20 protein-coding genes are annotated in these 23,911 nt (G+C 64.7%); 10 read left to right on the forward strand and 10 right to left on the reverse strand.

Going from position 1 to position 23,911, the window contains the following annotated elements; all coding sequences use genetic code 11:
- Positions 1-16 precede the first annotated feature (16 nt).
- From FXN65_RS26175 to thiI, 3 genes are all read right to left on the reverse strand, one after another.
- Complete coding sequence (locus FXN65_RS26175) at positions 17-1,693, reverse strand: ShlB/FhaC/HecB family hemolysin secretion/activation protein (RefSeq protein WP_226284445.1); 1,677 nt, start codon at positions 1,691-1,693, stop codon at positions 17-19.
- A gap of 241 nt (positions 1,694-1,934) precedes the next feature.
- On the reverse strand, positions 1,935-3,752 hold the full coding sequence (typA, locus tag FXN65_RS26180) for a translational GTPase TypA (RefSeq protein WP_151137962.1): 1,818 nt from the start codon (positions 3,750-3,752) through the stop codon (positions 1,935-1,937).
- A 126-nt stretch (positions 3,753-3,878) separates the two neighbouring features.
- On the reverse strand, positions 3,879-5,333 hold the full coding sequence (gene thiI, locus FXN65_RS26185) for a tRNA uracil 4-sulfurtransferase ThiI (protein WP_151137964.1): 1,455 nt from the start codon (positions 5,331-5,333) through the stop codon (positions 3,879-3,881).
- Positions 5,334-5,668: 335 nt separating this feature from the next.
- Here thiI and glnA point away from each other — a divergent pair, with 335 nt between their 5' ends.
- Positions 5,669-7,072: a glutamate--ammonia ligase gene (glnA, locus tag FXN65_RS26190; RefSeq protein WP_151137967.1), complete on the forward strand. Its 1,404-nt coding sequence runs from the start codon at positions 5,669-5,671 to the stop codon at positions 7,070-7,072.
- A gap of 237 nt (positions 7,073-7,309) precedes the next feature.
- Here glnA and FXN65_RS26195 read toward each other — a convergent pair whose 3' ends face one another.
- On the reverse strand, positions 7,310-9,511 hold the full coding sequence (locus FXN65_RS26195; RefSeq protein WP_151137969.1) for a mechanosensitive ion channel domain-containing protein: 2,202 nt from the start codon (positions 9,509-9,511) through the stop codon (positions 7,310-7,312).
- Positions 9,512-9,790: 279 nt separating this feature from the next.
- On the opposite strand from FXN65_RS26195, the gene FXN65_RS26200 reads away from it, so the two are divergent.
- The 4 genes from FXN65_RS26200 to ntrC all read left to right on the forward strand — a co-directional run bounded on the left by FXN65_RS26200 (position 9,791) and on the right by ntrC (position 13,742).
- Positions 9,791-10,342 carry a DUF4124 domain-containing protein gene (locus tag FXN65_RS26200; protein WP_151137972.1) on the forward strand — a complete coding sequence of 184 codons (552 nt, stop codon included), beginning with the start codon at positions 9,791-9,793 and terminating at the stop codon, positions 10,340-10,342.
- 3 nt (positions 10,343-10,345) lie between these two features.
- On the forward strand, positions 10,346-10,975 hold the full coding sequence (locus FXN65_RS26205) for a DUF4124 domain-containing protein (RefSeq protein WP_151137974.1): 630 nt from the start codon (positions 10,346-10,348) through the stop codon (positions 10,973-10,975).
- Between the two features lie 248 nt (positions 10,976-11,223).
- The gene (gene glnL, locus FXN65_RS26210) at positions 11,224-12,309 is read left to right on the forward strand and encodes a nitrogen regulation protein NR(II) (protein WP_151137977.1); all 1,086 of its coding nucleotides are present in this window, start codon (positions 11,224-11,226) and stop codon (positions 12,307-12,309) included.
- Positions 12,306-13,742, forward strand: a complete 1,437-nt coding sequence (gene ntrC / locus FXN65_RS26215; protein WP_151137980.1) for a nitrogen regulation protein NR(I) — start codon at positions 12,306-12,308, stop codon at positions 13,740-13,742. The genes glnL and ntrC overlap by 4 nt, the downstream gene beginning before the upstream one ends.
- A gap of 861 nt (positions 13,743-14,603) precedes the next feature.
- Here ntrC and FXN65_RS26220 read toward each other — a convergent pair.
- Positions 14,604-15,044 carry a hypothetical protein gene (locus FXN65_RS26220; RefSeq protein WP_151137982.1) on the reverse strand — a complete coding sequence of 147 codons (441 nt, stop codon included), beginning with the start codon at positions 15,042-15,044 and terminating at the stop codon, positions 14,604-14,606.
- On the opposite strand from FXN65_RS26220, the gene trmL reads away from it, so the two are divergent.
- Positions 15,043-15,504 carry a tRNA (uridine(34)/cytosine(34)/5-carboxymethylaminomethyluridine(34)-2'-O)-methyltransferase TrmL gene (trmL, locus tag FXN65_RS26225; RefSeq protein WP_151137985.1) on the forward strand — a complete coding sequence of 154 codons (462 nt, stop codon included), beginning with the start codon at positions 15,043-15,045 and terminating at the stop codon, positions 15,502-15,504. The genes FXN65_RS26220 and trmL overlap by 2 nt on opposite strands.
- Positions 15,505-15,594: 90 nt before the next feature.
- Here trmL and secB read toward each other — a convergent pair whose 3' ends face one another.
- The 3 genes from secB to FXN65_RS26240 are packed head-to-tail and all read right to left on the reverse strand — an operon-like array spanning position 15,595 to position 16,770.
- Complete coding sequence (gene secB, locus FXN65_RS26230; RefSeq protein WP_151137988.1) at positions 15,595-16,065, reverse strand: protein-export chaperone SecB; 471 nt, start codon at positions 16,063-16,065, stop codon at positions 15,595-15,597.
- Positions 16,066-16,079: 14 nt separating this feature from the next.
- Positions 16,080-16,355 carry a glutaredoxin 3 gene (grxC, locus tag FXN65_RS26235; protein ID WP_151137990.1) on the reverse strand — a complete coding sequence of 92 codons (276 nt, stop codon included), beginning with the start codon at positions 16,353-16,355 and terminating at the stop codon, positions 16,080-16,082.
- Between the two features lies 1 nt (position 16,356).
- A complete protein-coding gene (locus FXN65_RS26240; protein WP_151137993.1) occupies positions 16,357-16,770 on the reverse strand; it encodes a rhodanese-like domain-containing protein in 414 nt (137 codons plus the stop codon).
- Positions 16,771-16,937: 167 nt separating this feature from the next.
- Here FXN65_RS26240 and gpmI point away from each other — a divergent pair, with 167 nt between their 5' ends.
- From gpmI to FXN65_RS26260, 4 genes are all read left to right on the forward strand, one after another.
- A complete protein-coding gene (gpmI, locus tag FXN65_RS26245) occupies positions 16,938-18,473 on the forward strand; it encodes a 2,3-bisphosphoglycerate-independent phosphoglycerate mutase (protein WP_151137995.1) in 1,536 nt (511 codons plus the stop codon).
- 150 nt (positions 18,474-18,623) lie between these two features.
- A complete protein-coding gene (locus tag FXN65_RS26250) occupies positions 18,624-19,889 on the forward strand; it encodes a murein hydrolase activator EnvC family protein (protein ID WP_151137998.1) in 1,266 nt (421 codons plus the stop codon).
- Between the two features lie 28 nt (positions 19,890-19,917).
- Positions 19,918-21,231, forward strand: a complete 1,314-nt coding sequence (locus FXN65_RS26255; protein WP_151138001.1) for a S41 family peptidase — start codon at positions 19,918-19,920, stop codon at positions 21,229-21,231.
- A 2-nt stretch (positions 21,232-21,233) separates the two neighbouring features.
- On the forward strand, positions 21,234-21,998 hold the full coding sequence (locus FXN65_RS26260; RefSeq protein WP_151138004.1) for a divergent polysaccharide deacetylase family protein: 765 nt from the start codon (positions 21,234-21,236) through the stop codon (positions 21,996-21,998).
- Positions 21,999-22,207: 209 nt separating this feature from the next.
- Here FXN65_RS26260 and FXN65_RS26265 read toward each other — a convergent pair whose 3' ends face one another.
- Positions 22,208-22,963 (reverse strand): substrate-binding periplasmic protein, encoded by a 756-nt coding sequence (locus FXN65_RS26265; protein WP_151138006.1) that lies wholly within the window; start codon positions 22,961-22,963, stop codon positions 22,208-22,210.
- A 159-nt stretch (positions 22,964-23,122) separates the two neighbouring features.
- Positions 23,123-23,878, reverse strand: a complete 756-nt coding sequence (locus FXN65_RS26270; RefSeq protein ID WP_151138009.1) for a substrate-binding periplasmic protein — start codon at positions 23,876-23,878, stop codon at positions 23,123-23,125.
- Positions 23,879-23,911: the final 33 nt, after the last annotated feature.

Genomic DNA, 23,911 nt, shown 5'->3' on the forward strand with positions numbered 1-23,911 from the left:
CTGGTAGGTCGACTCGCTAGAAGAAGGCGTCGACACGGAAATAGATCGGGCTCTCGCGCTGTTCAATCAGGTCGGGGCGCTCCAGCGAACGGGCGAATGTCACCGAAGCGGCGAGGTACTGCCCGCGCAGGTTCAGCTCGATGGCGTCGCCACTCATGCGCCCATGCGCCTGCGGGTTGTGCCGGTTGCCATGGATCACGCCCAGGTCATAGGCCAGTGCCGCGCCGTACTCGTGGAACCATGGCTGCAGCGGCTCCCAGGTGATCGCCCGACGCCAGCGCAACTGATTGCGCCAATAGCCGCCGCTATCCCCGGACAGGGACTGGTCCTTGAACCCGCGTACCGAGCTGAGGCCGCCGAGGCTGACGCGCTGGGGGCCGAACAGCACGTCTTCGCTGCGCTGCCCGTAGGCGAGGCTGTCGAAACTGAAGTGTTCGCCCCAGAGCTGGAAGGGCTGCAGGTAGCTGAGGGTGAGGCTGTACTTGGTGTAGCGAGCTACCGGCTCGCTGCCATGGGGATCGCCCGATCCCTGAGCGTCCAGCGCGCCGATTCCGCGCTGCAGGCCGGCATCCAGGTTGACGAAGGCAGTACCTATGCGACGGCCATGGTTGAAGCCCAGCTGACTTTCAGTGAGTCGCGTGCTGGAAACGTCAACCAGGGCGTTGTCGATGTAGTTGCGGGTGCGCAGATGGCTGAGGCCAAGGTTGAAAGCCGTCTTGCTCAGGTTGTCGCGGTGCAGGACGCGCTCGGCGCGCAGCTGGTGGGTCTTGCTGTCGCCATCCAGGGCGAAGGCGAATCCGGAGCTGTCATTGCGGGTGCGGTAGTAGCTCTGGCTGTAGTTGTAGCTGAACGTCCACCAGCCCCAGGGCAGGCTGTAGTAGAGGCTCTGGTTGTCGGAGTGGCGCCACTGGTCGCTGACCGCATCGCTATTGGCCCGCAGGCTGAGCTGGTCGGCCAGGCCCAGCGGGCTGTCCCAATCCAGACCGAGCCCCATCTGCTGCTCACCAGTGCTGATGTCGCCATCGTTGCTACGCGTGACCGAGGCTCGCCAGGCCTTGCTGCGAGTGCCCTTGAGGTGCATGCGGCTGCCACCGACCTGTTCGCCGGGCACCAGCTCCAGCTGCGCCTGGCGGGATGGCAGGCGGTTCAGATGGTCAACCAGTTGCTCCAGCTCCCGCAGATTGAGCACCTCGCCGGTACGGCCGGGGAAGGTCATGGCCAGCTCGCGTTCGCTGGCGAGTTCGGAGCTGTCGAGGCCTTCCAGCTTGCCCTCGACGACGATGATCTCGAGCCTGCCGGTGGAGAGGTCCTGCTGCGGCAGATAGGCGCGGGTGGTGACGTAGCCCCGATCCAGGTAGTGGCCGGTGATCAGTTTGAGCAGTTCGTTGAGCCGGGGGACACCGAGGCAGTGGCCGATGAAGGAGGCCAGCAGTTCATCTCGCTCGCCTTGCGCCAGAAGCGTTGCGCCCTGGATATCGATCTGGCGGATCTCGAAGCAGTGCCCCTCCTCTACTATCTGCGCCGTGGCGCTTTCGAAGGACCTGCCGGGTAGTTGCTGGAGCTCTTCCAGGCGCTTCTGCTGTTCCTGCAGCAGGCGCTCCTGTCGCTCACGGATCAGGTCGCGGTCGCCGGGCGAGACTTCCGCCAGTACAACCAACGGCGTGAACGTCACCAGCAGTAAAACGGGGGCGATAAATCGAGAAAAGAGCAACGGGCAGTCCTTCGCAATCGACTGGGTTCAAACCGATGCGAATGGAAGCAGTCATCCGTATGGGGGTATGCAGGACGGCAACTTAGCCAGCAGTGGAAATTTCGCTATTGCCTGTGTGAAGGAGAGTTCGTACGGGACCGAAGACCCAGAGGCTGGCTGGGCGCCCAACAAAAAGCCCCCGCCGGATCACTCCGGCGGGGGCTTTTCAATTCACTGCGCGAGGTTAGACCTTGCTGCGCTCGTAGCGCTTGCGGTCGTTCTCGTTGAGCAGCTTCTTGCGCAGGCGGATGGACTTCGGAGTCACTTCCACCAGCTCGTCTTCGTCGATGAATTCCAGAGCCTGTTCCAGGGTGAACTTCAGCGCCGGGGTCAGCTGGATGGTTTCGTCCTTGCCGGAAGCGCGCATGTTGTCGAGCTTCTTGGCCTTGGTGGGGTTGATCACCAGGTCGTTGTCGCGGCTGTGGATGCCGGCCAGCTGGCCTTCGTAGACTTCGTCGCCCGGGGACAGGAACAGCTTGCCGCGGTCCTGCAGGGTTTCCAGGGAGTAGGTCAGCGCGGTGCCGGTGGCCATGGAGACCAGTACGCCGTTCTGGCGGTGAGCGACGTCACCGGCCTTCACCGGACCGTAGTGGTCGAAGGTGGAGGTCAGGATACCGGTACCCGAGGTCATGGTCAGGAAGGCGTTACGGAAGCCGATCAGGCCGCGAGCCGGGATGATGTATTCCAGGCGGATACGGCCCTTGCCGTCGGGGATCATGTTGGTCATGTCGCCCTTGCGCAGACCCATCTGCTCCATCACCGGACCCTGGTGCTGTTCCTCGATGTCGATGGTGACGTTCTCGTAGGGTTCCTGCTTGACGCCGTCCTTCTCGATGATCACCACTTCCGGGCGGCCCACGGCCAGCTCGAAGCCTTCGCGGCGCATGGTTTCGATCAGTACGGACAGGTGCAGTTCACCACGGCCGGACACCTTGAACTTCTCGGCGGAGTCGCCGGCTTCGACGCGCAGGGCAACGTTGTGCAGCAGCTCCTTGTCCAGACGGTCCTTGATGTTGCGGCTGGTGACGAACTTGCCTTCGCGGCCGGCGAACGGCGAGTCGTTGACCTGGAAGGTCATGCTCACGGTCGGCTGGTCAACGGTCAGCGGCGGACGGGCTTCGACGTTCTGCGGGTCGCACAGGGTGTCGGAGATGAACAGCTCTTCCATGCCGGATACGCAGACGATGTCGCCGGCTTCGGCTTCGGACACTTCCACGCGCTGCAGGCCCGAGTGGCCCATGATCTTCAGGATACGGCCGTTGCGGCGGGTGCCGTCGTCGCTGATGGCGACTACCTGGGTGTTGGACTTGACGCGGCCACGGGCGATACGGCCGATGCCGATCACGCCGAGGAAGCTGTTGTAGTCCAGCTGGGAGATCTGCATCTGGAACGGGCCGTCGACGTCGACGTCCGGAACCGGCACGTGGTCGATGATGGCCTGGAACAGGGCGTCCATGTTGTCGTCCATCTTCTCGTGGTCCAGACCGGCGATGCCGTTCAGGGCGCTGGCGTAGACGATCGGGAAGTCCAGCTGCTCGTCGGTGGCGCCGAGGTTGTCGAACAGGTCGAAGATCTGGTCGATGACCCAGTCAGGACGCGCGCCCGGACGGTCGATCTTGTTCACCACCACGATCGGACGCAGGCCGGCCTTGAAGGCCTTCTGGGTCACGAAGCGGGTCTGCGGCATGGGGCCGTCCTGGGCGTCCACCACCAGCAGTACGGAGTCCACCATGGACATCACGCGCTCCACTTCACCGCCGAAGTCGGCGTGGCCGGGGGTGTCCACGATGTTGATGTTGTAGCCATTCCACTTGATGGCGGTGTTCTTCGCCAGGATGGTGATGCCGCGCTCTTTTTCCTGGTCGTTGGAGTCCATCACGCGCTCGCTTTCCGCTTCTTTGCGGTCGAGGGTGCCGGACAGCTTCAGGAGCTTGTCCACCAGGGTGGTCTTGCCATGGTCGACGTGGGCGATGATGGCGATATTGCGGAGTTTTTCGATCACGTTTGTATCTCGATCAGAGGATTCGGTTTGCCGCGAATTCTAGGCGGCGCATATGAATGAAGTGCGAATCAGGGCCGGCAATCGGGTGGGCGATGGCGGATGCTGCCGCCGAACAGCCCTGGCTGTTTAGGCCGGGCGATAAACGCGCACATTGGCGTGCCCCTCGCTCAGCAAGTGGCGGGCATGCAGGCGGCTCATCACGCCCTTGTCGCAATACAGGAGGTACTGGCGGTTGGCGTCCAGTTCCTTGAAACGGTTGTTGACCGCGTAGAACGGCAGGGCCTGCACCTCGATGCCCGGCAACTCCAGCGGATCGTCTTCCTGGGCATCGGGATGGCGAATGTCGAGAACGATCTGGCCCGGCAGGGCTTCGTTCACTTCTTCCACCTTGAGGTCCTGGCCCAGCTCGTCGATCACACGGTCGATCGGCACCAGGCGCGCACGTTCCAGGGCGCGTTCGAGGATGGCCATGTCGAACTGCTCTTCCTCGTGCTCGATACGGCCGAGCTTGGCCCTGGTGGTCGGGTTCACCGAAATCACGCCGCAGTACTCGGGCATGTGCTTGGCGAACTCGGCGGTACCGATGCGGGTGGCGGTGTCGATGATGTCCTGCTTGTGGCTGGCGATCAGCGGGCGCAGCACCAGCATGTCGGTGGCCGAGTCGATCACCGAGAGGTTGGGCAGAGTCTGGCTGGACACCTGGGAAATGGCTTCGCCGGTGACCAGCGCATCCAGGTTCAGGCGGCGCGCCATGTGGGTGGAGGCGCGCAGCATCATGCGCTTGAGCACCACGCCCATCTGGCTGTTGTCGACCTTGCTGAGGATTTCACCGACCACTTCCTCGAAGGGCACGCTGATGAACAGCACGCGCTGGGAACGGCCGAATTTTTCCCACAGGTAGTGGGCCACTTCCATCACGCCCAGTTCGTGGGCGCGGCCGCCGAGGTTGAAGAAGCAGAAGTGGGTCATCAGGCCGCGGCGCATCATCTGATAGGCGGCGACGGTGGAGTCGAAGCCACCGGACATCAGCACCAGGGTCTGCTCCAGGGAGCCCAGCGGGTAACCGCCGATGCCGTCGTGCTGGTGGTGGATGACGAACAGGCGCTGGTCGCGCACTTCCATCCGTACTTCCACTTCCGGGTTCTTCAGGGAAATGCCGGCGGCGTTGCACTCCTGGCGCAGGCGGCTGCCGACGTGGCGCTCCAGCTCCATCGAGGTGAATTCATGCTTGCCGGCGCGCTTGCAGCGCACGGCGAAAATCTTGCCGGGGATCTGGTCGGCGTAGTGCAGCTTGCACTTTTCCAGCACGTCGTCGAAGTCGCCCAGCGGGTACTCGTGCACTTCGAGGAAGTGGGTGATACCGGGGACGCAGGTCAGCCGCTCGATCATTTCGCGCAGGAGCTTCGGCTCGGTCTGGCGAGTCTGGACTTCAAGGTTGTCCCAGACACCGGTCACCTCGAGTTCCGGGTCCAGGTCTTTCAGGACCGCGCGGATGTTCTTCGAGAGCTGACGGATGAAATGCTTGCGCACCGGCCGGCTCTTGATGGTGATTTCCGGGAAGACTTTGACGATGAGTTTCATGAAAAACAGCGCGTGGACGGCGGCCGAAAAAGAGGGGCGCGGATTATAGCGGAAATTGTTCAAGCTTTGACCAAATTCCTTCAGCAAAGCCCGCATCGCACCAAAATGGTTCACATGCACCACTGCGAGCACGAAAAAGGTGCGCAAAATTGCGCTCAATCAGGGCCAAGCCCCCGCCAGGCGCGAGTTTTAGGGCTTCTGCCCATAACGGGGCACTGGCACGCTAATTGCTCCCTTGTGAGGCAGGTCGCCCTGGCGGACTATCCCGCCCCGGCTTCACTACGAATTCTTTGAGGGGTTAACGGTTCCCGCCCCCTTTCCATCCGGAGGACAACATGTCGAAGTCGCTTCAACTGATTAAAGAACACGACGTGAAGTGGATTGATCTGCGCTTCACCGATACCAAAGGCAAGCAGCAGCACGTAACCATGCCGGCCCGTGACGCCGACGACGAATTCTTCGAGCACGGCAAGATGTTCGACGGTTCCTCCATCGAAGGCTGGAAAGGCATCGAAGCCTCCGACATGATCCTGCTGCCGGACGACGCTACCGCCGTTCTGGACCCGTTCACCGAAGAGCCGACCCTGATCCTGGTCTGCGACATCATCGAGCCGAGCACCATGCAAGGCTACGACCGCGACCCGCGCGCCATCGCCCGTCGCGCCGAGGAATACCTGAAGACCACCGGTATCGGTGACACCGTATTCGTAGGTCCGGAGCCGGAGTTCTTCATCTTCGACGAAGTGAAGTTCAAGTCCGACATCTCCGGCTCCATGTTCAAGATCTTCTCCGAGCAGGCTTCCTGGAACACCGACGCCGACATCGAAGGCGGCAACAAGGGCCACCGTCCGGGCGTGAAAGGCGGCTACTTCCCGGTACCGCCGGTCGACCACGACCACGAAATCCGTACTGCCATGTGCAACGCCCTGGAAGAAATGGGCCTGGTGGTAGAAGTTCACCACCACGAAGTGGCCACCGCCGGCCAGAACGAGATCGGTGTGAAGTTCAACACCCTCGTTGCCAAGGCTGACGAAGTCCAGACCCTGAAGTACTGCGTGCACAACGTTGCCGACGCCTACGGCAAGACCGTGACCTTCATGCCGAAGCCCCTGTACGGCGACAACGGCTCGGGCATGCACGTTCACATGTCCATCTCCAAAGATGGCAAGAACACCTTCGCAGGCGAAGGCTATGCCGGCCTGTCCGACACCGCCCTGTACTTCATCGGCGGCATCATCAAGCACGGCAAGGCCCTGAACGGCTTCACCAACCCGGCTACCAACTCCTACAAGCGTCTGGTTCCCGGCTTCGAAGCTCCGGTAATGCTGGCCTACTCCGCCCGCAACCGCTCCGCCTCCATCCGTATCCCGTACGTGAACAGCCCGAAAGCCCGCCGTATCGAAGCGCGCTTCCCGGACCCGGCGGCCAACCCCTACCTGTGCTTCGCAGCTCTGCTGATGGCCGGCCTGGACGGTATCCAGAACAAGATCCACCCCGGCGATGCCGCCGACAAGAACCTGTATGACCTGCCGCCGGAAGAGGCCAAGGAAATCCCGCAGGTTTGCGGCAGCCTGAAAGAGGCTCTGGAAGAACTGGACAAGGGCCGCGCGTTCCTGACCAAGGGCGGCGTGTTCTCCGACGACTTCATCGATGCCTACATCGAGCTGAAGAGCGAAGAAGAAATCAAGGTGCGCACCTTCGTGCACCCGCTGGAATACGACCTGTACTACAGCGTCTGATCCGCGAATACCTATAAATAGCTTCAACATTAAGGCCTCCTTCGGGAGGCCTTTTTTATTGCCGGGCCGGTGGTAGCGGCTGCTCTTCCCGCAGGGGCAGCAAGGCGTTCGGCCTGGACCACAGGGTGCGCTGTGCGCACCGATTCCGGGATCGGCTTCGGCACCCCGTCAAACCTGTGGGAGCGAATTCATTCGCGAATGAATTCGCTCCCACAAAAAAATATCTGCCTGCTCCGCTCAAATCCCCCCATCCACCGGCACGCCCTGCCCTTCCGGCGGTTCGGTCCGTGGCTGGCGCATCCGGCTGAGCTGGACGTTCAGGCGCGGCATCGCCAGTTCCAGGCCGGTCTGGTCGAGGCGCCTGCGCAGGCGCAGGTTGAACGCCCGCTGCACTTCCCACTGCTTGATCGGCGCGGTCTTGAAACGGAAACGCAGGATCGCCTGGCCGTTGTCGAAACTCTCCACCCCCTGCAGCTCCAGGGGCGACCAGAGGCTGCGGCGCACTTCCGGGTCGCTGCGCAGCTCCTTGGCCACCTCGTGCACCAGCGCCACCGCGTCGTCGATCGGCATGCTCGCCGGCACCGGCCAGCGGAACATGGCGTAGCCGAACTGCCGCGAGTAGTTCTTGATGCTCTTGATCTCGCTGAAGGGGATGGTGTGCACCACGCCGTCGAGGTCGCGCAGGCGCACGGTACGGATGGTCAGCCCCTCCACCGTGCCCAGGTGGCCGCCGACATCCACATAGTCGTCGATGGACAGCGAGTCCTCGATGATGATGAACAGGCCGGTGATCAGGTCCGCCACCAGGGACTGCGCACCAAAACCGATCGCCAGGCCGATCACCCCCGCGCCGGCCAGCAGCGGCGTGACGTTCATACCCATGTTGGCCAGGGCGACGATCAGTGCGATCACCGCGATGGTCACGAACAGCACGTTACGAATCAGCGGCAGCATGGTCAGGGCGCGAGTGTTCGCCCGGCTCTTGCCGCTGACACCGAGGCTGTGTTGCACCGCGGTGTCGGAGAGGATCCAGACCAGCCAGGCCACCAGCAGGGTGGTGCCGAAGCTGACCACCTTCATGCTGATTTCAGAGCCCTCGCCTTCGGCGTAGCGGATCAGCGACATGCCCCAGACCCGCAACCCCACCTCGACGAAGAACAGCACCACGAACAGGTGCACCAGGGTGAGGCCGAAGCTCTGCAGCTGCTCGACGTAGGGAGCGCTGCGCCGATGCCCCTCGGCACCGCGGCCGGAGCGCCGGCTGAGCAGGCCGATCACCGTCATCGCCACCACCGCCAACGCTGCGCAGACCAGGGCGCGGCGCAGGGCGACGCTGCTGTCGGCGGCGGACACGAAGGTGGCGAAGAGCGAGGTCCCCACCAGCAGCAGCACTGGCACGAACCAGAGGGAGCCGACCAGCTCCACCAGCTCGTGCAGTCCACGTCGCTTCAGGCGGCGCTCCAGCGGCTGGTTGCGGATCAGGTGGGCAATGGGGCGGCGGAAGCGCAGGACGAACAGCGCGGTGAATACCGCCGCAGTGGCGTTGGCCAGGGTGCTCAGGCAGAGCGCCGTGTGCTCCCCCAGGCCGGCCACCAGGCGCGGGTCGTGGGCTGCTTCGCCCAAGGCGGCCAGGCTGCCGATCAGCCACAACGGACGGAATGCCTGGCGCCGCAGGATATCCAGTGCACGGATCCGGTGCGGGCCGCTGAGCATCGACAGGCAGATCACGCAGAGCGCGGAGAACAGGGTGCCGCAGACCAGCACGTAGGCCATCACCATCGCCAGGGTCTTGCCGAGGGAGCTGGGCAGCGCGAACGACAGGTAGAGGGTGATGAAGAAGGCGATCAGCCAGGGCCCCAGCTTGCGCAGGGCAAAGAGCACCAGGTCGCGGGTCTTGGGATGCTGCGGCAGCTCCGCCGACAGGCCGAAGCGCTCACGCATGCGCCGCCCCAGCCAGAGCAGCGCGCTGGCCAGGCAGCCCCAGAGCAGGATGACCACGCCGAAGTTGAACACGATCCCCGGCCAGTCGCGCCAGCCGGGCAGGCGCTCTTCCACTTCGGCGCGGGCCAGGCGGAACTGGTTGCTCCAGATCACCAGGGGGCTGTTGTCGCCCTGGAACTGCTTTTCCAGGCTGCCCAGGGTATCGCCGATCAGACCGATCACTCCGCCTTCGCTTTCCTTCTCCTTGCCGGTGACATCGCGCAACTGCTTCAGCTTCTTCAGCAGGTCGGCGCGCTGCTGGTCGTTCTCCAGGGTCCGGATCACCTGGTTGAGCGACTGCTCGAGCTGGGCATTGCTGACCTGTTCGCTGCTCGAGGCGCTGGCCGCCAGCGGGTTGGGCAGCGCCGCCTGGCCCTGTGCGGGAACGAGCAGGCCGACGAGCAGACAGAACAGCAGCGGGAACAGGACGCGGAGGGCGGGAAAGGATGGTATTGGCACGGGAGGAGCACCCACGAACGATGAAAGCGAATCGCATCATACAAAAGCTGGCACACCCCCCACTCACGCGGGACACCGGCTTCGCACTCAGCGGCGGCAACAGTGACAGCGCGGGCTCCCGAGGGTTCGCTCCAGCGAGATTCGAGCGGCCGCACCCTGTAGAAATGTGCCAACGTGTTGCACCGCACACCGGCCATACCGACGCTGTCGCACAATGCCCGACTTGCCAGCCCGCCATCCGGGTGCAAGGCTTGGCATGGGTTTCCGGAGACCGCCCTCATGCGCCTCATCATCAGTTGCCTGCTGCTTGCCGCCGCCCTGCCGGCCGCCGCGCAGATCTACAAGTACACCGACGCCAACGGCAACACGGTGTTCACCAACCAGCCCCCGGATGGCACCGCCAGCGAGAAGGTGGAGCTGCCGCCGACCAACGCGATCCAGGCGCAGCCGCAGAGCCAGCCGGCCGACACGGAGGCCAGCGCCGAGCAAGTGGCGTCCTACCAGGTGGTGGAGCTGACCGGCATCCCCGACGAGGAAGCCATGCGCGCCAACAACGGCACCTTCAGTGTCGGCGTACGCCTTGAGCCGCGCCTGCAGCCCGGCCACAGCCTGCGCCTGCGCCTGGACGGCGAGCCTTACGGCCAACCGGCCAACGTGCCGCGCCTGCAAGTGGTGAACGCCGACCGTGGCGAGCACAGCCTGGCAGTCGATGTCCTTGCTGGCACCACTGTGGTGCAGAGCAGCGCGCCCGTTACCTTTACCGTCCAGCGGGTCAACACCAGCAGCCCGGCGCTGCGCCCGCCAGCCCCCACGCCACGGCCCAGCAACTGACCGATGACCCGTTTCCTGCTCCTCGCCCTGCTGCTCCTCGGCCAGCCCGTGCTGGCCGAGGTCTACACCTACATCGATGAAGAAGGTAACCGCGTCTTCACCGACCAGCCCAAGCCGGGCAACGCCAAGCGCCTGGAAATCGCCCCCGCACCCAACGAGATGAACGCGCCGAGGGATATCCAGCCGCCGCCGCTCTACCCCAAGCCCATTCCCCGCGAGCAGGGCTACCAGGTGCTGCGCATCCTGGTGCCCGAGCCCGATGCCACCATCCGCGACGGCGAAGGCAACCTGATCGTCAGCGCCATGAGCGAACCCGGCCTGCGCGGCAACCACAACTATCGATTGCTGCTGGATGGCCAGCCCGTGGGCGCGCCGGGACGCAGCCCGGTATTCCCGCTGGAGAACCTGGATCGCGGCACCCATCAGCTGGCGGTGGAAATCGTCGACGAGCAGGGCCGCGTGGTGGAACGCACCCCCGGCCAGCCGGTGCATATCGTGCGCATGTCGCTGTCGCAGAAGCGCCAGGCCCGGCCGTGCAAGAAGGACGACTACGGCGTGCGCCCCGAATGCCCGCTGAAGGACAAGCCCAAGGACGAGGATGACGACGATATCGCCATCCTGCCGTTCATCTGATACCTCCCCGGTGGCCGGCGGAGCGGGATGACATTCCGCTCCGCCGGCCCGACCACTCGCCCAATACGCACCATTTCGGTGCGAGTCACTGCACCGCTTTCTATACTCTCCCCATTTTGGTTCGTTCCGCGCCGAACTATCTGCTCTGAAAAGCTGCTTCGACCAGCGGAAACCCTGTTTTCCCGCGCCTTTTCAGGGCCTTGGTTTGCTTCTTGCATTTTCCTGTCATCGCCACGAGCGCCGAAGCCATGACCATCAACGACGCCCTGCACCGACTGTTGCTCGACAACCTGACCACTGCGGTGATCCTGCTCAACGCCGACCTGCGGCTCGAGTACATGAACCCGGCGGCGGAAATGCTCCTGGCCGTCAGTGGCCAGCGCAGCCATGGCCAGTTCATCAGCGAGCTGTTCACCGAATCGCCCGAGGCCCTGGCCTCCCTGCGCCAGGCGGTGGAGCAGGCGCACCCCTTCACCAAGCGCGAAGCCATGCTGACCTCACTGTCCGGGCAGGCGCTGACCGTCGACTACGCGGTGACGCCCATCCCCAACCGTGGCGAAACCCTGCTGCTGCTGGAGGTCCATCCCCGTGACCGCCTGCTGCGGATCACCAAGGAAGAGGCTCAGCTGTCCAAGCAGGAGACCACCAAACTGCTGGTGCGCGGCCTGGCCCACGAGATCAAGAACCCCCTCGGGGGCATCCGTGGTGCCGCGCAGCTACTTTCCCGCGAACTGCCGGAAGAGTCCCTGAAGGACTACACCAACGTCATCATCGAAGAGGCCGACCGCCTGCGGAACCTGGTGGACCGCATGCTCGGCTCGAACAAGCTGCCGTCGCTGGCCATGACCAACATCCACGAAGTGCTGGAGCGGGTCTGCAGCCTGGTGGAAGCGGAAAGCCAGGGCGGCCTCAATCTGGTGCGCGACTACGACCCGAGCATTCCTGACGTGTTCATCGACAAGGAACAGATGATCCAGGCGGTGCTCAATATCGTGCGCAATGCCATGCAGGCCCTCGCCGGGCCGAACGACCTGCGCCTGGGCCGCATCACCCTGCGCACGCGCACCCTGCGCCAATTCACCATCGGGCACACACGCCATCGCCTGGTGACCAAGGTGGAAATCATCGACAACGGCCCGGGCATCCCGGCCGAGCTCCAGGAAACCATCTTCTATCCCATGGTCAGCGGCCGTCCGGACGGTACCGGACTGGGGCTGGCCATCGCCCAGAACATCATCAGTCAGCACCAGGGCCTGATCGAGTGCGAGAGCCATCCCGGCCACACCGTCTTCTCGATCTTCCTGCCGCTGGAACAAGGAGTCTCTTCGTCATGAGCCGTAGTGAAACCGTCTGGATCGTCGACGACGACCGTTCCATCCGCTGGGTCCTGGAAAAGGCCCTGCAGCAGGAAGGCATGAACACGCAGAGCTTCGAGAGCGCTGACAGCCTCCTTGGACGCCTCTCCCGGCAGCAGCCGGACGTGATCATCTCGGACATCCGCATGCCGGGCGTCAGTGGCCTCGACCTGCTGGCGCAGATCCGCGACCTGCATCCGCGCCTGCCGGTCATCATCATGACCGCCCACTCCGACCTGGACAGCGCGGTCGCCTCCTACCAGGGCGGCGCCTTCGAGTACCTGCCCAAGCCCTTCGACGTCGACGAGGCGGTTTCCCTGGTCAAGCGCGCCTACCAGCACGCCCAGGAACAGCAAGGCCTGGAAGCCCCGCCGAGCCAGGCGCGCACCCCGGAGATCATCGGCGAAGCACCGGCCATGCAGGAGGTCTTCCGCGCCATCGGCCGCCTCAGCCACTCCAACATCACCGTGCTGATCAACGGCGAGTCCGGTACCGGCAAGGAACTGGTCGCCCATGCACTGCACCGCCACAGCCCGCGCGCCGCGTCCCCCTTCATCGCCCTGAACATGGCGGCGATCCCGAAGGACCTGATGGAATCCGAGCTGTTCGGCCATGAGAAGGGCGCTTTCACCGGCGCGGCCAACCAGCGTCGCGGCCGCTTCGAGCAGGCCGACGGCGGCACCCTGTTCCTCGACGAGATCGGCGACATGCCGGCGGACACCCAGACCCGCCTGCTGCGCGTGCTGGCCGATGGCGAGTTCTACCGTGTCGGCGGCCACACACCGGTGAAGGTGGACGTACGCATCATCGCCGCCACCCACCAGAACCTGGAAAACCTGGTGCAGGCCGGCAAGTTCCGCGAAGACCTGTTCCACCGCCTCAACGTCATCCGCATCCACATCCCGCGCCTGGCCGACCGCCGCGAAGACGTCCCGACGCTGGCCCGGCACTTCCTCGCCCGCGCCGCCCAGGAACTGGCGGTGGAGCCCAAGCTGCTGAAAGGCGAGACCGAGGACTACCTCAAGCACCTGCCCTGGCCGGGCAACGTGCGCCAGCTGGAAAACACCTGCCGCTGGATCACGGTGATGGCCTCGGGGCGCGAGGTGCACGTCGACGACCTGCCGCCGGAGCTGCTCACCCAGCCCCAGGACGCCGCCCCGGTGACCAACTGGGAACAGGCCCTGCGCCAGTGGGCCGACCACTCGCTGGCACGCGGCCAGTCGGGGCTGCTCGACACCGCCGTGCCGGCCTTCGAACGGATCATGATCGAAACCGCCCTCAAGCACACCGCCGGCCGCCGCCGGGATGCAGCCGTGCTGCTGGGCTGGGGCCGCAACACCCTGACCCGGAAGATCAAGGAACTGGGCATGAAGGTGGATGGCGGCGATGAGGATGACGGCGACGAAGCCTGATGCCTTCCGGCGGGGCGCAATGCCCCGCCTTCCCCGTTTTCAACGCCACGACTCGTGATTTGTCCAACACGCCGCCGTCCGTGCGCCAAAGCACCTCTCGCTCACGGTGAATAGACCGCGGATCTGCAAGTCCACCGAAGCCTATCTCCACTCTGACGGCCACCGAGCCCGCCCCGGGGGTCTTCCTGCATCTGCCAGGCATTTTGATCCCGCTGCAAAAGGACCATCCCTGGTGCCCGAATCACAGCGACGCCTCAAAAAAGTGCCCGCCCCCAGACACTTGCAGCGCTGAAATCCCGTCGTTGGCGCCCTGTCCAATCACGCCCCTTCTCCCTCAAAGCCACCAGCCACGCGGCCTCCAGGCGATCGAAGGAACCTGATCCGGCGCCCTGTGAAAAATTGGCACGGCCTCTGCAATAGTCCAGCTAACAGTGGTTTCGGGGGCCCTGGTACAGGCAGGCCAGGGAATCCCCGCTCTTATGACAGGCAGGCTGAACACCAGCCGCCACGGCTCCAGAAGAGCCGCATGCAGCACAACGTCGCCCACGGGCGACCAGGTTTCAGGGGGCCTTGGTACAGGCAGGCCGGGGAATCCCCTCTTTTATCCACAGGCGCGCTGGCTTCCAGTCGCCGGGCTCCGGGAAGAGCCCACGCAGAACCGCGTCATCCGTCACGGCGGGCGACCACCCTTCAGGGGGCCTTGGTACAGGCAGGCCGGGGAATCCCCTCTTTTATTCACAGGCGCGCTGGCTTCCGGCCGCCGGGCTCCATAAGGACCCAGTGCAGAACCGTGTCACCCGCAACGGCGGGCGACCACCCTTCAGGGGGCCCTGGTACAGGCAGGCCGGGGAATCCCCTTTCTTATTCGGCGCGCAGGCTGACTTCCAGCCGCCAGCGCCCATCCGCAGCGGCGCCGTGCCATTCACCGTGCAGGGGCCGCGCAGCAACGAAGCGCACCATCACGCCATGGGTCGAGCGCAACACCTTCCAGCTCACCGGCGCCGTGCCGAGGGTCAGTTGCCCGCGGGCGGACTGTCCGTCCGCGCCGAGCGTCAGCGCGTAGGCTCCTTCCAATTCTTCAGCGCGCACCTCGGGCTCCTGGTCGAACCAGAGTGCGAGGCCATCCTGGCGCACCTCGATCTGCTCCAGATGCACGGGCTCGGGCGTCGTCAGGCGGCCGATCATCATTCCCACCAGCAGGCCGAACAGCGCAAGGGAGAACAAAAAGCGCGGCCACAGGCTCGGTCGCGGATCATCATCAGGAGTAGAATGCCGCCCGTCTTCGGGCTCGGGGCCACCCATGTTTCACGTCATCCTGTTTCAACCGGAAATTCCGCCGAATACCGGCAACATTATCAGGCTGTGCGCCAATTCTGGCTGCCACCTTCATCTCATCGAACCCCTCGGATTCGAACTGGACGACAAGCGTTTGCGACGGGCCGGCCTGGACTACCACGAGTACGCCACCCTCAAGCGCTACAGCGACCTGGAAAGCTGCCTGGAAGCCCTGGGCCATCCCCGGGTCTTCGCCTTCACCACCAAGGGCACCAGGCTGTTCCATGACGTGGCCTTCGAAAAGGGCGATGCCTTCCTCTTTGGCCCGGAAAGCCGTGGCCTGCCCCAGGAAGTACGCGAGAGCCTGCCGCCCGAGCAGCGCCTGCGCCTGCCAATGCGCCCCAACTGCCGCAGCCTGAACCTCTCCAACACCGTGGCCGTGGCGGTGTACGAGGCCTGGCGGCAGCATGCTTTCAGCCTGGACTGAGTCCCCAGCTCCACTGGGGTTCTCTTGTAGGACACATCCCAACCCAACAAAAAAGCGCCCCGAAGGGCGCCTTTTTTGTGGCCGGATGACTCAGGCCTGGGCTTCGCCGGCAGCCTGCAGGCGCGCCAGTTCCTGGGCGTACAGGGCGTCGAAGTTGACCGGGGAAAGCATCAGCGCCGGGAAGGAGCCACGGACAACCAGGCTGTCCAGGGTTTCGCGGGCGTAGGGGAACAGGATGTTCGGGCAGAAGGCGCCCAGGGTGTGGCTCATGGAAGCCGCGTCCAGGCCCTTGATCAGGAAGATACCGGCCTGCTGCACTTCAGCGATGAAGGCGGTTTCTTCACCGTTCTTCACGGTCACGGACAGGGTCAGCACCACTTCGTGGAAGTCGCCGTCCAGCTGCTTCTGGCGGGTGTTCAGGTCCAGGGAAACGCTCGGGGCCCACTCCTGACGGAAGATCTCCGGGCTCTTCGGCGCTTCGAAGGACAGATCGCGCACGTAGATGCGCTGCAGGGAGAACTGGGGATTCTGGTTTTCGCCGTTGCTTGCTTGTTCGGTCATGGTTCTGCCTTGTTCTAGTGCGTTTCCGTTTGCGGGCTGGCCTGGAGCAGCGCGTCGAGCTTGCCGGCGCGTTCCAGGGCGTACAGGTCGTCACAGCCGCCCACGTGGGCCTGGCCGATCCAGATCTGCGGCACCGAGGTGCGCCCGGCCTTGCGGGTCATCTCGGCGCGAATTGCGGGGTTGCCGTCCACGCTGATCTCTTCATAGCGCACGCCCTTGCTGTCCAGCAGGTGCTTGGCACGGATGCAGTAGGGGCACCAGGCGCTGGAATAGACGACGATTTCGGCCATCTCACTTCACCAGCGGCAGGTTGTCGCCACGCCAGGTGCCGATGCCACCGGACAGCTTGAGCGCGTTGAAGCCGGCTTTCTGCAGGTCACGGCAGACGGTGCCGGCATGCTGGCCCATGGAATCGACCACGATGATGGCCTTGTCCTTGTGCTTCTCCAGCTCGGCGATGCGGCTGGCGAGCTTCTCGTAGGGGATGTTCAGGGCGTCGACGATATGGCCGCCGGAGAAGTCCTTGGTGGCGCGCACGTCCAGGACCACGGCCTGGCCGCCGTTGACCATGGTGGTCAGCTCGCGGGTGGAAATGGCGCGGCCACTACGGCGCAGTTCATGGGCCAGCAGCAGGGCCAGCAGCACCACGAACGATCCACTCAGTACATAGTGGTTAGTGGCAAATTCAATCAGCTTAGCGAGCATCGTCGGCTTCCGGGACGGTAAAATGCCGGCCAGTATACACAGCCCCACAGGTCGGCCAAACCCCGTCCAGCGGTGACGCCGACGGAACCAGACCGTAGAATGCCGCGTCTTTTTTCCGGGGCCTTGCCCGCAACTTTCCACCCATTGCCGCAGACGAGTCGGACACTATGACAGCCACGCCCAAACCCCTGGTCCTGATCATCCTGGACGGTTTCGGTCACAGTGACAGCCCCGAATACAACGCCATCCACGCCGCCAGTACCCCGGTCTACGACCGCCTGCGCGCCACCCAGCCCCACGGCCTGATTTCCGGCAGCGGCATGGACGTCGGCCTGCCGGACGGCCAGATGGGCAACTCCGAAGTCGGCCACATGAACCTGGGTGCAGGTCGCGTGGTGTACCAGGACTTCACCCGCGTGACCAAGGCGATCCGCGATGGTGAGTTCTTCACCAACCCGGAGATCACCAGCGCCGTGGACAAGGCCGTGGCCGCCGGCAAGGCCGTGCACTTCATGGGCCTGCTTTCCGACGGCGGCGTGCACAGCCACCAGGACCACCTGGTCGCCATGGCTGAACTGGCTGCCCAGCGCGGCGCCGAGAAGATCTACCTGCACGCCTTCCTCGACGGCCGCGATACTCCGCCAAAGAGCGCCGAGCCTTCCATCAAGCTGCTGGACGAAACCTTCGCCCGCCTCGGCAAGGGCCGCGTCGCCAGCCTGATCGGCCGCTACTTCGCCATGGACCGCGACAACCGCTGGGACCGCGTCGAAGCTGCCTACAACCTGATCACCGAAGGCCAGGCCGAATTCACCGCCGCCACCGCCGTCGAAGGCCTGGCTGCCGCCTACGAGCGCGGCGAGAGCGACGAGTTCGTCAAGGCCACCCGTATCGGCGATGCCGTGAAGGTGGAAGATGGCGACGCCGTGATCTTCATGAACTTCCGCGCCGACCGCGCCCGCGAGCTGTCGCGCGCCTTCGTCGAGCCGGGCTTCAAGGAATTCCCGCGCCAGCGCGAGCTGAACCTCGCCGGCTACGTGATGCTGACCCAGTACGCGGCAAGCATCCCCGCCCCCTGCGCGTTCAAGCCCGAGTCCCTGGACAACGTGCTGGGCGAATACCTGGCCAAGAACGGCAAGACCCAGCTGCGCATCGCCGAGACCGAGAAATACGCCCACGTGACCTTCTTCTTCTCCGGCGGCCGCGAAGAGCCCTTCGAAGGCGAAGAACGCATCCTGATCCCGTCGCCCAAGGTCGCCACCTATGACCTGCAGCCGGAAATGAGCGCCCCCGAGGTGACCGACAAGATCGTCGACGCCATCCTCCACCAGCGCTACGACGTGATAGTGGTCAACTACGCCAACGGCGACATGGTCGGCCACACCGGCGTGTTCGAAGCCGCGGTCAAGGCCGTGGAATGCCTGGACGGCTGCGTCGGCCGCATCGTCGAAGCCCTGGACAAGGTGGGCGGCGAAGCGCTGATCACCGCCGACCACGGCAACGTCGAGCAGATGGAAGACGAAATGACCGGCCAGGCGCACACCGCCCACACCTGCGAGCCGGTGCCCTTCATCTATGTAGGCAAGCGCCCGGCGAAGATCCGCGAAGGCGGTGTGCTGGCCGACGTGGCCCCGACGCTGCTGACCCTGATGGGCCTGCCGGTGCCGGCCGAGATGACCGGCAAGACCATCGTCGAGCTGCAATGATCGACCCGGGCCGCCGCCACGGCGCGGCCCGAGCGCGGAAATTCTGCGCGCCTCATCAGGAAACGCCCCGAACCCCTGGTTCCGGGCGTTTTTTTTGCCCGGCGCCACGGGCATACTAGGCCGGTCCTCCCCCCTGGTGCCCCACGCCCCATGTTTCGCACCCTCGCCCTCGTTATCCTCGCCAGCCTGATCACCCCGGTGATGGCCGACCAGCGCGCCGAAACCCAGCAGCAGCTGGACCAGGCCGCCAGGGACGTTGGCGAGCTGAAGAAACTCCTGAAGCAATTGCAGGAGGAAAAGTCCGGTGTTCAGGCCGACCTGAAGAAAACCGAGACCGAAATGGGCAACCTCGAGCAGCAGGTCAAGGACCTGCAGCAGGAGCTCAAGGACAGCGAAGGCGAAATCCAGCGCCTGGATGGAGAGAAAAAAAAACTCCAGGAAGCGCGCGCTGAACAGCAACGGCTGATCGGCATCCAGGCTCGCGCCGCCTACCAGAGCGGCCAGCAGGAATACGTCAAGCTGCTGCTCAACCAGCAGCACCCCGAGAAGTTCGCCCGCACCCTCACCTACTACGACTACCTGAGCCAGGCCCGCCTGGAGCAGCTCTCGGCGTTCAACGAGACCCTGCGCCAGCTGGCCAACGTCGAGCAGGAAATCACTGCCCAGCAGGACCAGCTCAACGAGCAGAAGGCCGCCCTGGAAGGCCGCCGCGAACAATTGGCGACTGCGCGCAAGGAGCGCCAGCAGGCCCTGGCCAAGCTCAACCAGGACTTCAGCGACCGCGACAAGAAGCTCAAGGCCCGTCAGCAGGAGCAGGCCGAACTGGGCAAGGTGCTGAAAACCATCGAAGAAACCCTGGCGCGCCAGGAGCGCGAGGCGCGGGCGGCCGAGGAAGCCCGCAAGCGCGCCCTCGCCGAACAGCAGCGCCAGCTGCGCGAGCACCCGGCCGGCAGCCCCGCGCGACCCGCCAACGGGCCGATGGTGTCCAGCGCCGGCGGCAATTTCGGCGGCCCCTTCGCCAAGGCCCGTGGCCAACTGCCCTGGCCGGTGGACGGCCGCGTGGTAGCACGCTTCGGCTCGGCCCGTGGTGGTGACTCCCGCGCCAAATGGGATGGAGTGCTGATCGGCGCCGCCGAAGGCAGCTCGGTTCGGGCCGTACACGGCGGTCGCGTGGTTTTCGCTGACTGGTTGCGCGGCGCCGGGCTTCTGGTCATTCTCGACCATGGCAACGGCTATCTGAGCCTCTACGGACACAATCAACGTCTATTGAAAAGTGCCGGCGATATCGTGAAGGCGGGTGAATCCATCGCCACCGTCGGCAACAGTGGCGGGCAGGACACGCCCGCGCTGTACTTCGCCATTCGCCAGCAGGGCCGCCCCACAGACCCGGCACAATGGTGCCGCGCGCAAGGATAGGCGCCATCTCATCTAGCAGGAGTTTCGCATGCCGCATCTGTCCCGCCTCACTTCCCTGGCCATGGCTCTGGCGCTGCTCAGCGGCGCCCCGCAGCTGCTGGCCGCCGAGGAGCCGGCAACCCTCCCCGCCACGGCAGTGAGCGGCAAGGCGCCGCTGCCGCTGGATGAGCTGCGCACCTTCGCCGAGGTCCTGGATCGCATCAAATCCGCCTACGTCGAGCCGGTCGACGACAAGACCCTGCTGGAGAATGCCATCAAGGGCATGCTCAGCAACCTAGACCCGCACTCCGCCTACCTGGAGCCGGAAGACTTCCAGGAGCTGCAGGAAAGCACCAGCGGCGAGTTCGGTGGTCTCGGCATCGAAGTCGGCGCCGAAGATGGCTTCATCAAGGTGGTTTCCCCCATCGATGACACCCCGGCGTCCAAGGCCGGCATCCAGCCCGGCGACCTGATCGTCAAGATCGACGGCCAGCCCACCAAGGGCATTTCGCTGATGGATGCGGTGGACAAGATGCGCGGCAAGGCCGGCAGCAAGATCACCCTGACCCTGGTGCGCGACGGCGGCCGCCCGTTCGATGTCGAGCTGGTTCGCGCGGCGATCAAGGTCAAGAGCGTGAAGAGCCAGCTCCTGGAGAAGGGCTATGGCTATGTGCGCATCACCCAGTTCCAGGTCAATACCGGCGAAGAAGTCGGCAAGGCCCTGGCCAAGCTGCGCAAGGACAACAACGGCCGCCTCTCCGGCCTGGTGCTCGACCTGCGCAACAACCCCGGCGGCGTGCTGCAGTCGGCGGTGGAGGTTTCCGACCACTTCCTGAAGAAAGGCCTGATCGTCTACACCAAGGGCCGCATCGCCAATTCCGAGCTGCGCTTCTCCGCCGACCCGGCCGATGCCAGCGAAGGTGTGCCGCTGGTGGTGCTGATCAACGGCGGCAGCGCTTCGGCGGCCGAGATCGTCGCCGGCGCCCTGCAGGATCACAAGCGCGGCGTGCTGATGGGCACCGACAGCTTCGGCAAGGGTTCCGTGCAGACCGTGCTGCCGCTGAACAACGACCGCGCCCTGAAGCTGACCACCGCGCTCTACTACACCCCCAATGGCCGTTCGATCCAGGCCCAGGGCATTGTTCCGGACATCGAGGTGGCGCGCGCCAAGGTCACCCGCGAGCAGGACGGCGAATCCTTCAAGGAAGCCGACCTCGCCGGCCACCTCGGCAACGGCAACGGCGGCGCCGACCGTCCGAGCGCGAGCAAGAAGTCCGCGGAACCGCGCCCGCAGGATGACGACTTCCAACTGAGTCAGGCCCTCAACCTGCTGAAAGGCCTGAACGTCACCCGCGAGAACTGAGGATGCGCCGGACGGCCTGGCTGCTGGCGCTCTGCCTGAGCGCGACGGCAGCCAGCGCCTGGGCCGCCCAGCCCGCCCGCCTGGCCCTGGTGATCGACGACCTGGGCCAGAATCCCACCCGTGATCGCCGCGTCCTTGCCCTTCCCGGCCCGGTGGCGCTGTCCATCCTTCCGGACGCGCCGCACTCCCGCGAACTGGCCGAAGCTGCCCACGCCGCCGGCAAGACGGTGATGCTGCACCTGCCCATGGACCCGGCCAACGGCCCTTACGCCTGGCACCCCGGATTAACCAGCGCCGAGCTGGAAAGACGCCTCGACGCCGCCCTGCGCCAGGTGCCCTACGCGCGCGGCCTGAACAACCACATGGGCAGCCGCATGACCGAGCAGCGCCCGGCCATGGCCTGGCTGATGCAGCGCCTGCAGCGGGATCACCGTTTCTTCATCGACAGCCGCACCAGCGCTTCCACCGTCGCCGCCGCCGAGGCGCAGAAAGCCGGCCTGGCCAGCCTCTCGCGGGACATTTTCCTTGACGACGACCAGAGCCCGGCAGCCGTGGCCGCCCAGTTCGACGCCGCCCGCAAGCTCGCCCGCAAGCAGGGCTCGGCGCTGATGATCGGCCACCCGCACCCGGCGACCCTGGAGTTGCTCGAACGCGAACTCCCGCGCCTGAAGCAGCAAGGCTTCGAGCTGATCGACGTGGAAATGCTGATCGCCTTGCGCGGCAACCGGGCCATGGCGGCCCATGGCAAGGCGGGGGTTTACCGCTAGGCGGCAAGGACACCGTGTAGGGGTGAATGAATTCGCTCCCATGAGATGAGCACCTGCCCAATGGGAGCCAATTCATTCGCGAAGCAGGACAAGGCCCTGCCGCAGGTTGGTGCGGGCCACGCTGGCCTGAGCCGGCGAAGCCCAACATCAGGCTGCCTGAATCGTTGGGTTTCGCTCAGCGCAACCACAACCTGCGAGCGCCCCTCCGATTACAGGTAGTTCTGGGTGATCTCGTCGACGTAACCGTCGTTGCGCATCTCATCCAGGGCCTTCTGCAGACGCTCGATGACCTCGTCCGGGGTGTCCTTGTTGAAAGCCAGGTAAAGCTCGGCGCTGTTGAAGCGCAGCACGGTCTGCAGGCCGGTCACGCCTTCCTGCTTGGCCAGGTAGCGGCCCACCGGATCGGTGGTGGCCCAGAGGTCGATCTGGCCCTTGAGCAGCTTCTTCACGTTCTCCTGGTCACGCAGGGCGTTCTGCGGCGCCATGCCCTGGCTTTCCAGGTGCTGGCTCACGGCGTCGTTCTTGTAGGCGCCGATGCGGTACTGGGACGCGCTCTTCAGGTCCTTGACGCTCAGGTTGTTGCCCGGCGCGGCGAGCAGCACCCACTCGGTCTTGGCAATGGGGCCGACCCACTTGAACAGCGGCTGGCGCTCCGGGGTGAAGGTGGTGGAGAACAGGCCGTAGCTGGGCTTGTCGAGGGTGAGGCGATAGAGGCGGTCCCAGGGGAAGCGCAGGGTCAGGCTGTAGTTGATGCCGGCACGCTTGAACATCTCGCGGACGATATCGGTGCTGATGCCGTCGATGCCGTCGTCACGGGCGAAGTTCTTGTCGTCCACCGCCATGTTGAATGGCGGGAAGTTCTCGGTGAGCAACACCACCTTGTAGTCCGCCGGCAATTCGGCACGCGCCGTGAAGGCGAGGAACATCAGGCCCAGGGTCAGGGCGCGTTGGATCAACTTCTGCATTGTCATACCGCTCGCTTGAGTTGTGGTTGTGGCTAAGCGGCTTCCTTGCGTGGGCTCCCCACCCACGGACGTACGACTCGACCCGTCCTGCCTTCCATGGCAAGCGACCGGCTTGTGGCCGGTCGCTGAGGTCTGGTTCTACTGTCTTGCGGCTACCAATCAGAGGTAGCTGTTGAGGATCTCTTCGACGAAGCCCTCGGCGCGCATCTGGTCCAGCGCGCCCTGCAGTTTCTTCACCACTTCGTCGGGGACCTCCTTGTTCAGCGCCAGGAACAGCTCCGCCTGGTTGAAGCGCAATACGGTTTTCAGGCCGCCCACACCCTCCTGCTTGGCCAGGTAACGGCCGGCGGGGTCGCCGGTGGCCCAGAGGTCGATCTGGCCCTTCTCCAGCTTCTTGGCGTTCTCCTGGTCGCGCAGGGCGGTGATGGGCTCGAGCTTCTGCTGGGCCAGGTATTCGGCGATGGCGTCGCCCTTGTAGGCGCCCACCTTGTACTTGCGGGCCTCGTCCAGGCTGCCGAGGGCGATCTGGCTGTCGGCGCGGGCCAGCATGATCCAGTCATCCGGGCCGATCGGGCCGACCCACTTGAAGGACTGCTCGCGCTCGGGCAGGCGAGCGGTGACGAATACGCCATAGCCCGGCTTTTCCAGTGCCAGCTTGTAGATCCGGTCCCAGGGGAAGCGCAGGGTCAGGCTGTACTTGACCCCGGCGCGCTTGAACATCTCACGCACGATGTCGACGGCGATACCGTCGATGTTGTCTTCCTGGGCAAAGTTCTTCCCGTTGATCGACATGTTGTAGGGCGGGAAGTTTTCGGTCAGGAGAACGACGCTGTAGTTCTCATCCACTTCGGCGCGGGCGGCACCGGCAAGCACCATCAGGGTACCGGCCAACGCCAGCAGCAGGCGTTTCGACATAGGCGATTAACCTTCCAGGAGAGATGGGAAATG

This window comes from Pseudomonas lalkuanensis (assembly GCF_008807375.1).
Lineage (GTDB): Bacteria > Pseudomonadota > Gammaproteobacteria > Pseudomonadales > Pseudomonadaceae > Metapseudomonas > Metapseudomonas lalkuanensis.

Bases quoted from the DNA above. Each gene is read 5' to 3' on its own strand.
- thiI (WP_151137964.1), bottom strand. From the start codon at position 5,333: ATGAAACTCATCGTCAAAGTCTTCCCGGAAATCACCATCAAGAGCCGG.
- glnA (WP_151137967.1), top strand. From the start codon at position 5,669: ATGTCGAAGTCGCTTCAACTGATTAAAGAACACGACGTGAAGTGGATT.
- FXN65_RS26200 (WP_151137972.1), top strand. From the start codon at position 9,791: ATGCGCCTCATCATCAGTTGCCTGCTGCTTGCCGCCGCCCTGCCGGCC.
- FXN65_RS26205 (WP_151137974.1), top strand. From the start codon at position 10,346: ATGACCCGTTTCCTGCTCCTCGCCCTGCTGCTCCTCGGCCAGCCCGTG.
- glnL (WP_151137977.1), top strand. From the start codon at position 11,224: ATGACCATCAACGACGCCCTGCACCGACTGTTGCTCGACAACCTGACC.
- ntrC (WP_151137980.1), top strand. From the start codon at position 12,306: ATGAGCCGTAGTGAAACCGTCTGGATCGTCGACGACGACCGTTCCATC.
- trmL (WP_151137985.1), top strand. From the start codon at position 15,043: ATGTTTCACGTCATCCTGTTTCAACCGGAAATTCCGCCGAATACCGGC.
- FXN65_RS26220 (WP_151137982.1), bottom strand. From the start codon at position 15,044: ATGGGTGGCCCCGAGCCCGAAGACGGGCGGCATTCTACTCCTGATGAT.
- secB (WP_151137988.1), bottom strand. From the start codon at position 16,065: ATGACCGAACAAGCAAGCAACGGCGAAAACCAGAATCCCCAGTTCTCC.
- grxC (WP_151137990.1), bottom strand. From the start codon at position 16,355: ATGGCCGAAATCGTCGTCTATTCCAGCGCCTGGTGCCCCTACTGCATC.
- FXN65_RS26240 (WP_151137993.1), bottom strand. From the start codon at position 16,770: ATGCTCGCTAAGCTGATTGAATTTGCCACTAACCACTATGTACTGAGT.
- gpmI (WP_151137995.1), top strand. From the start codon at position 16,938: ATGACAGCCACGCCCAAACCCCTGGTCCTGATCATCCTGGACGGTTTC.
- FXN65_RS26250 (WP_151137998.1), top strand. From the start codon at position 18,624: ATGTTTCGCACCCTCGCCCTCGTTATCCTCGCCAGCCTGATCACCCCG.
- FXN65_RS26255 (WP_151138001.1), top strand. From the start codon at position 19,918: ATGCCGCATCTGTCCCGCCTCACTTCCCTGGCCATGGCTCTGGCGCTG.
- FXN65_RS26260 (WP_151138004.1), top strand. From the start codon at position 21,234: ATGCGCCGGACGGCCTGGCTGCTGGCGCTCTGCCTGAGCGCGACGGCA.
- FXN65_RS26265 (WP_151138006.1), bottom strand. From the start codon at position 22,963: ATGCAGAAGTTGATCCAACGCGCCCTGACCCTGGGCCTGATGTTCCTC.
- FXN65_RS26270 (WP_151138009.1), bottom strand. From the start codon at position 23,878: ATGTCGAAACGCCTGCTGCTGGCGTTGGCCGGTACCCTGATGGTGCTT.